Here is an 8,445-nt window from a genome sequence, read left to right as displayed (position 1 = left end):
AAGATTATTTATTCACAATAGAAGAAGTACCACCAAATTTGACGAAGAACCAATTGGAATATTATCCACGTTAAAATCAGAAAAAAGTTTTCCGTTTTGGAAAACTTTCTGTATCAGCGAGAAAGAAATGTTTCCCGAAATTTAATGTTAAAAGCTAACCAAGCTATTAGATTATCTTCTATCTTTGTATCCGGTTTCGGAGCTAAAAGAGGTTTAGTCAATGAGGGAACGCTGTGTAAATCGGCGACAGTACCCGCTGCTGTAATTCTCTAAGAATCCGCACAATAAGCCACTGCATCGATGTCGGTGTGGGAAGGTGTTGCGAGGGAGGGATAAGTCAGAAGACCTGCCGGAACTTTTTCTTTTAGTTATCAATATTTTAAATTTAAACTTTCGGGAGTTAAAGTTATGAACTACGCGGAAATTTGTATCATCAAACGTGATGGTAAGAGAGAAGATTTCTCTATCAGTAAGATCAAGAATGCAATTAGTAAAGCATTCAGTGCAACAGGTATTCAGGATGAGCAGCAGTTGGTGGCTGACATCACTATGAACGTAATCAGTCAGTTTACTACTCCTACTATTACCGTAGAAGAGATTCAGGATTTAGTAGAAAAGTCGTTGATGAAAGTACGCCCGGAAGTAGCGAAGAAATATATTATTTATCGCGAATGGCGGAATACGGAGCGCGATAAGAAAACCCAGATGAAGCAAGTGATGGACGGCATCGTTGCTATCGACAAGAACGATGTCAACTTGAGCAATGCCAACATGAGCAGTCACACGCCTGCCGGACAGATGATGACGTTCGCTTCCGAAGTAACCAAAGATTATACGTATAAATACCTGTTGCCGAAACGTTTTGCCGAAGCGCACCAGTTGGGAGATATTCACATTCACGACTTGGATTATTATCCGACAAAGACGACGACCTGTATCCAATATGATATGGATGACCTCTTTGAACGTGGTTTTCGCACCAAGAACGGTAGTATCCGTACCCCGCAAAGCATCCAGAGTTATGCTACGTTGGCTACTATTATTTTCCAGACGAATCAGAATGAGCAGCATGGCGGACAGGCAATTCCTGCTTTCGATTTCTTCATGGCAAAAGGTGTGGCCAAATCTTTCCGCAAGCATCTGGCATCGTTCATCAATTTCTATGTCGCCATGGAAAACGGAAATCAGGCCGATGAGAAATCCATCCGCACATTGATTAAAGAATATCTTCCGTCTATCAAGACTACTGAAGCCGAACGCGAAACATTGCGCATTGCTTTGGTGGCTTTACAGATTATTATAGATAAGGAACACCTTGCCCGTATCGTTGAGAAAGCTTATCAGCAGACTCGCAAAGATACCCATCAGGCCATGGAAGGATTTATCCACAACCTGAACACGATGCATTCACGTGGCGGTAATCAGGTGGTATTCAGCTCCATCAACTACGGTACGGACACTTCTGCCGAAGGCCGCATGGTGATCGAAGAATTGCTGAAAGCTACCATTGAAGGATTGGGTACAAGAGGTGAGGTGCCTGTATTCCCGATCCAGATTTTCAAGGTGAAAGACGGAGTTTCTTACTCGGAAAAAGACTTTGAGAAAGCAATGAAAGCGGAAAATATCGAAGAGGCAATGACCGACCGTTACGAGGCTCCCAACTTCGACTTGCTGTTGAAGGCTTGCCAGACTACGGCGAAAGCATTGTTCCCGAACTTCATGTTCCTTGACGCACCTTTCAATCAGAACGAGAAATGGAGAGCGGACGATCCGAAACGTTACATCTACGAATTGGCGACGATGGGTTGTCGCACCCGTGTCTTTGAAAACGTGGCAGGAGAAAAATCTTCTTTAGGTCGTGGCAATCTTTCATTCACTACGCTGAATATGCCGAGACTGGCGATTGAAGCCCGCATCAAGGCGGAAAACCTGATAGAGGATGAACGCAACAAGGATGCCATTGAACAGAAGGCAAAAGAAATTTTCATCGAATCCGTACACCAAATGTCCGTGCTTGTAGCCGATCAGCTTTACGAGCGTTATCAGTATCAGCGTACGGCCCTGGCACGTCAGTTCCCGTTCATGATGGGAAATAATGTGTGGAAAGGCGGCGGTGAGCTGAACCCGAATGAACAGGTGGGTGATGCATTGCGCAGCGGTACGCTGGGTATCGGATTTATCGGCGGACACAACGCGATGGTGGCTCTCTACGGACAAGGTCACGGCCACAACCAGAAAGCATGGGACACGCTGTATGAAGCGGTGATGGAAATGAATAAAGTGGTAAACGAATATAAAGAGAAATATAACCTGAACTACTCCGTTCTGGCTACTCCTGCCGAAGGACTTTCGGGACGTTTCACTAAAATGGATCGTCGGAAATATGGAAAAATCCCCGGAGTGACAGACCGCGACTATTATGTCAACTCTTTTCACGTAGACGTGAAAGAACCGATCAGCATCGTTGAGAAAATCAAGCGTGAAGCTCCGTTCCACGCCATTACGCGCGGCGGACATATCACGTATGTAGAACTGGACGGTGAAGCACAGAAGAATGTACGTGCCATCGCCAAGATTGTGAAAGTGATGCACGACGAGGGGATTGGCTACGGCTCTATCAATCACCCGGTAGATACTTGCCATAACTGTGGTTACAAAGGGGTTATCTTCGATAAATGTCCGGTGTGCCAGAGTGAAAGCATCCTTCGTATGCGCCGTATAACCGGTTACCTGACAGGCGATTTGAGTTCCTGGAACTCTGCTAAACGGGCAGAAGAACAAGACCGCGTAAAACACCTGTAGAAGTGAATTTATTAGGAACTTATCCTGAAACGATTGTCGATGGTGAAGGCATCCGGTACTCTATTTATCTTGCCGGATGTTCCCATCACTGTCCTGGTTGCCACAACCCGGAGAGCTGGAATCCGAGGGCGGGGGAAGAGTTGACGGAAGAAAAAATACAGTCCATCATCCGTGAAATCAAGGCAAATCCTTTGCTGGACGGTGTTACTTTTTCCGGTGGTGATCCGTTCTTCCATCCGGAGGAGTTTCTGCTTTTACTGAAACGGGTGAAAGAGGAGACGGGGATGAATGTGTGGTGCTATACAGGATATAGCTACGAAGAAATCAAGGCACAGCCCCGCTTGAGTGCTGCTCTTGATTATATAGATGTGTTGGTGGACGGACGCTTCGAGCAGGCTCTTTTCTCTCCGTATCTGGAGTTCAGGGGAAGCAGTAATCAACGGATCTTGAAGTTGAAGTAACGACTTTTCTCCACTAAAAAAACTTATTTTTCAAAGGAAACAAAAACACCTGTACCATTGTTTTGTTTACCTTTACGAAACCAAGTGAATCATTTTTCATCACGGAGTAACGCGGTGCTTTTTTTGTAGTCGGTGGTGTTTGTGTTTGCATCCCTGCGTTGCTTTATGGTGAAAAAAGAATGACTACTTACAAGAATAAGTTTTTATGGTACAATCGATAAATTCAACTCAAAAAATAGAGGAAACCGACGGATTGCCGATGCCTAAGCGTATTTGGGCGGTGGTGTCCGTTGGATTCGCTCTTTGTATGTCGGTATTGGATATTAACATCGTCAATATCGTACTACCCACGCTTTCGCATGATTTTGGGACTTCTCCCGCTGTAACCACCTGGATTATCAACGGCTATCAGCTGGCCATCGTCATATCGCTACTGTCTTTTTCCGCTTTGGGTGAAATCATCGGTTACCGGAAAGTCTTTCTTTCGGGTATCGGCCTGTTTTGCATCACTTCATTGATCTGTGCCTTGTCCGATTCGTTTTGGACGCTAACCGTCGCCCGTATTTTTCAGGGGTTCAGTGCCTCTGCCATCACCAGCGTGAATACGGCACAGCTACGTTATATCTATCCGAAGAGCCAGATTGGGCGGGGAATGGGGATTAATGCGATGGTCGTTGCCATATCGGCTGCCGCCGGGCCTTCTGTGGCGAGCGGTATTCTTTCTATTGCCAGCTGGCACTGGTTATTTGCTATTAATGTTCCGTTAGGACTTACCGCATTGTTTCTCGGCATCAAACATCTGCCAAGGCAGGAGGAACGCTCGAAACGCAAATTCGATTATATCAGCGCCATAGCGAATGCGGTTACCTTCGGCCTGCTTATATATACGCTGGACGGATTCGCCCATCACGAGGAAATGGGTTTCCTTTTCATCCAACTGGTTGTATTGGCAGTGGTAGGCACGTACTATGTGCGCCGGCAACTCACACAGACTACTCCTCTATTGCCGCTCGACCTGTTGCGGATTCCGATTTTCCGGTTATCCATCCTGACTTCCATTTGTTCCTTTATCGCTCAAATGTCGGCAATGGTTTCCCTGCCTTTTTTCCTGCAGAACACTTTAGGACACAGTGAGGTGATGACCGGACTTTTGCTTACTCCGTGGCCGTTGGCTACGCTGGTCACGGCTCCATTGGCAGGGTATCTCGTGGAGCGTATTCACCCCGGTATACTGGGAAGTATCGGGATGGTTTTGTTTGCCATCGGGCTTTTCTCGCTTTCCAGTCTGACTGCCGAATCATCTGATATAAGTATTATCCTGCGTTTGATGTTATGCGGTGCAGGCTTCGGATTGTTTCAGACGCCAAACAACAGTACAATTATCTCTTCCGCTCCTACGCAGCGTTCGGGAGGGGCCAGTGGGATGCTGGGAATGGCCCGCCTGTTGGGACAGACCACCGGAACAACATTGGTTGCCTTGCTTTTCAGCTTTGTCACTCATAGCCGGAGCACGGCTGTTTGCCTGATGGTGGGGAGTGGGTTTGCCGTTGTGGCAGCTATCGTCAGTAGCTTGAGGCTATCACAGCCTTCCACCCTGAAAAGAAAATAATGAAGTCCTGAAAGAGGATTAAGTCTTTCAGAACTTCACAGGAACATCATACAACATATTAGTAAGTAATCATTCAAGATGAACTTGAAAGATTTGACTTTCTAGTATTTCGTTTCCCGTATGACTTCTACCAGACGGCGGAAGTCTTCCGGATGCACATCACCGATGTTTCCGATACGGAAGGTATCTGCTTTTGAAATCTTTCCCGGGTAAATCACGAATCCTTTATTTTTCAGTGCATAGTAGAATGTTTTGAAGTCGAATCCTTCATGCGGATAAAGGAAAGAAGTGATGATAGGCGACTGGATGTCATCTTCGAGTAATGTTTTGAATCCGAGTGCACGCATACCTTCCACCAAAATACGGTGATTTTCGCAGTAGCGTTGGTAACGTGCTTCTACGCCTCCTTCTTCAATCAATTCGGTCAGGGCTTGTTTGAAAGCACGGACAACGTGTGTCGGTGAAGTGAAGCGCCATTTTCCGTGTCCTTTTTCCATTGTTTCCCATTGGTCGTAGATGTCCAGGGAAAGAGAGCGTGCCACTCCTTTGCAATATTTTAATTCCGAACGGCGGGCGATGATGAATCCGAATCCCGGTACACCCTGAATACACTTGTTGGAACTGCTGATTAGGAAGTCGATACCGAGTTCGTTTACATCTAAGGGGATACCTCCGAAGCTGCTCATACAGTCTACAATCAGCTTTTTACCATGCATCTTGACGATGTGGGACAGTTCTTTGATCGGATTCAGGATACCGGTCGTTGTTTCGCAATGAACGAAAGCGACATGTGTGATATCGGAGTTATTGCTAAGATAATCGTCTACATATTCAACTGATACCTGCTCTGTTTCTTCAAAAGCCAGCATGTCGTAGTCGAGATGGTAATATTCTGCAATGTTGCCCATACGGTCGCCATAGGCTCCGTTGCTACAAATCAGGAGTTTGTCTTTCGGGGTGATGGTGGCGCCTAAAACGGCCTCCACGCAATAGGTTCCGCTTCCCTGTAAAAGGATGGAAGTGTATTCTTCCGGTTTTTTAGTGGCGATGTTAACCAGGTCTTTGCGGAGTTCCTGAACAATGCCGAGGTTGTAGTCTTCGTCCCATGTACACCAGTCGGTCATCATGGCTTCTTTTACTGTTTCAGAGGTGGTTAGAGGTCCCGGAGTTAATAACAAATATGGTTTCATAATGATGTTTTCTTTAGAAATGAATAAATAAATGATTTTGTTTCTTTTCTGATTGTTGGGTGCGGGCTTGAATGTTAGTTGCCGGCGTTGATCGTTTCAATCAGTGCGGGAAGTTCTTCGATAGTGCGTATCACGTAAGAAGCTCCTGCGGCAAGCATGCGCTCTTTGACATCGGCGATGCGGGCTTCGAGTTCGGAGGCAGGCATTGATTTTGTTTCTGCTTCGGTAAGTGCCATTTCATTGCTGCCGAGAATCACGCCTACACTATACACTTTCGCGTTCACTCCTTCGAGAATATCGGCAATCGTATCACCCACTTTTATAACGGCGTCGAGGCTGGGGACTGCTAATTTCGTCAGGTTCTCAAAAATCATGTAAGGAGCGGGACGTCCGGCGGGAAGCAGGTTGGGAGTGGCGCAATAATCCACGTGGTATCCTTTTGCCTGTGCGGCGGGGAGAACTACATCCATCATTTCGCGGGTATAGCCGGTGGTCGATCCTATTTTAATACCTGCGGCACGCAATTTTTCCAAAGTTGGGATTACTCCCGGAATAGGGTCTGTGTAGTTTTCGAGAGAGGCGAAGAGATGCTTCTCGAAAAGGCGGTTTAGTTCTACCACGTCTTCTTCCGTCCAGGCGCGTTGGTAACGGGCGGTAAACTGTTCGTTCACGTCAGGCATGGAAAGTAGTTCGCGGATGTGTTGAATTTTGGGTAGTCCCATTGGTTTGCGGGTCTGTACAACATCGATTACCAGTCCTTTTTCGGCAAATGCTTCGATAAAAGCAGCCACGGGGGCAAAACATCCATAGTCAACGGCTGTACCAGCCCAGTCCATAATAATACATTCAATCTTTTTCATTCTTGTTTCTATATAATATTGGTTTATTCGTCGGAAATTAATAAGAAGCGAGGGAGGGGACGGGGCAGGATTCGTTCCCGCGTATTTCACCCTGTTTCCCTTTTCTGTATTTTTGTGTCAGATAAATCATTGCTAAGGTGAACGCAAAGGTGCAGACGATTCCTACTGTCCCTGCCATCGTATTGTAGAACTCCAGCCAATTCAAATCCGGGTTGAAACATTCTTTCACTACCAATACCACCACTGTGCCTGTGTAGCCGATGGAATCGACCATCGCTATGAAGAAACCTACATTTCCCTTGATGCGGAAACAGGCGATGAAGCGGTCGAAGAAAATGGTTTGAAAGCTCAAGTAGGAAAAATAGAGGCAGAGGCTCTGGATAAATAACCACACGAGCGGAGAAAGTTGCAGGGTATGGTAGTTGAATGCCACAGTGCTAAGTGTGATTGCTCCCGCAATGACAAGGGTCAATAGAACGGAAAGTACTTTGATGTGGCTTTTCATCACTGCCAAGGTGGCGAAAATGGCCAGGATAATCAGTGTGACTACACCGTCCACTTTGGCGAATACCCACGGGGAAAGTCCGGCGGCATTGACGTCTATGATTTTCACCAGAAAGTCTTCCTTGACATCTTGCAAAACGGTGAGAAAGAGGTTGGCGAAGAAAAGCAGTGTCAATATGGGAGCAAAGCTGCGGAACAGGTTCCAGCGTTGTTGTTTGTTGAGAGTGACACGTTCCACACGCAGTGCTTTGTCTTCGGCAGTCGGTTTGGGCAGGTGATCGAGGATATAGCCCAGTCCTGCCAGCAAGGGCAATGCTACCGCACCGATCAGTGCAGGCATCCAGAACTCACTGACGTGCAGGGTGTCGACAACGAAAAGTCCGATGGATTTGGCTGTGCCGCTACTGACTGCGATACTGAGTCCGAAAAGGGAAGCGAGCAGATCCGTCACCCGGCGTCCTTCGAGGAAGCTGAAGATGACTCCCCACATACAGCCAAGCGACAGTCCGTTGAAGAACAACGCCAACACATTGAACGGGCGGGGCAGGCATCCGAAAAGAACCAAAGAGAGTTCGGCCACTAAAATAGAAACAAGAATGAATTTCAGGCGGCCTTCTCTCTTCAGTTCGGAAATAAGTTTGATCCCGATAAACTTGGATACCATATATCCGAATATCTGGATGATGCTGGTGGCTATCTTATAGTCCATACCAAATAGTTCCATGCCGTCGAACGTGGCGGCGGTGAACGGTTTGCGTAGTGCGTAGACTAATGAATAGGATAGCAGTGCCGCTCCTCCCGCATAAAGGATAAAGAGTAAATCGGAAAGTTTCTTTTGGGCCGAAGGCGACAGTTTTTCTTTGAAATTCATAATGCTATTTTTTTGTTTCCGGTGCAAAAGTAGGGTGTCGGAGCGAACGAAAAAATGAATTTCAATGAATCATATTGTATATATGAGCCTTTAAGTGTACTGAAATATTAATGTAATATTCATGCAATACAAACATAATACCTTAGTC

General features: G+C 46.4%; 6 protein-coding genes and 1 riboswitch. Of the genes, 3 read left to right on the top strand and 3 right to left on the bottom strand.

All coding sequences use genetic code 11. The features are described from left to right. Positions 1 to 174 precede the first annotated feature (174 nt). Positions 175 to 369: riboswitch (cobalamin riboswitch) on the top strand. A gap of 39 nt (positions 370 to 408) precedes the next feature. From DWZ47_RS25025 to DWZ47_RS25015, 3 genes are all read left to right on the top strand, one after another. Further along, the gene (locus DWZ47_RS25025; protein WP_004296781.1) at positions 409 to 2,802 is read left to right on the top strand and encodes an anaerobic ribonucleoside triphosphate reductase; all 2,394 of its coding nucleotides are present in this window, start codon (positions 409 to 411) and stop codon (positions 2,800 to 2,802) included. Positions 2,803 to 2,804: 2 nt separating this feature from the next. Next, positions 2,805 to 3,263, top strand: a complete 459-nt coding sequence (gene nrdG, locus DWZ47_RS25020) for an anaerobic ribonucleoside-triphosphate reductase activating protein (RefSeq protein ID WP_004296782.1) — start codon at positions 2,805 to 2,807, stop codon at positions 3,261 to 3,263. A 205-nt stretch (positions 3,264 to 3,468) separates the two neighbouring features. Next, positions 3,469 to 4,872, top strand: coding sequence for an MFS transporter (locus DWZ47_RS25015; RefSeq protein WP_117515035.1), 1,404 nt, complete (start codon positions 3,469 to 3,471; stop codon positions 4,870 to 4,872). 101 nt (positions 4,873 to 4,973) lie between these two features. On the opposite strand, the gene DWZ47_RS25010 is transcribed toward DWZ47_RS25015, so the two are convergent. The 3 genes from DWZ47_RS25010 to DWZ47_RS25000 form a co-directional block, all read right to left on the bottom strand. Then, positions 4,974 to 6,062 (bottom strand): 2-aminoethylphosphonate--pyruvate transaminase, encoded by a 1,089-nt coding sequence (locus DWZ47_RS25010; RefSeq protein WP_004306876.1) that lies wholly within the window; start codon positions 6,060 to 6,062, stop codon positions 4,974 to 4,976. 74 nt (positions 6,063 to 6,136) lie between these two features. Beyond that, entirely contained in the window at positions 6,137 to 6,922 is a 786-nt protein-coding gene (gene phnX / locus DWZ47_RS25005) for a phosphonoacetaldehyde hydrolase (RefSeq protein ID WP_004306877.1), read from the bottom strand. A 37-nt stretch (positions 6,923 to 6,959) separates the two neighbouring features. Continuing rightward, positions 6,960 to 8,297, bottom strand: coding sequence for a DUF5690 family protein (locus DWZ47_RS25000; RefSeq protein WP_004296790.1), 1,338 nt, complete (start codon positions 8,295 to 8,297; stop codon positions 6,960 to 6,962). Between the last annotated feature and the right edge of the window lie 148 nt (positions 8,298 to 8,445).

The sequence above is a fragment of the Bacteroides sp. AF32-8BH genome, from assembly GCF_003435205.1.
GTDB classification, from domain to species: Bacteria; Bacteroidota; Bacteroidia; order Bacteroidales; family Bacteroidaceae; genus Bacteroides; species Bacteroides ovatus.
Note: the sequence above shows the minus strand (reverse complement) of the source record. Positions and strands in the feature narration are given on the sequence as shown.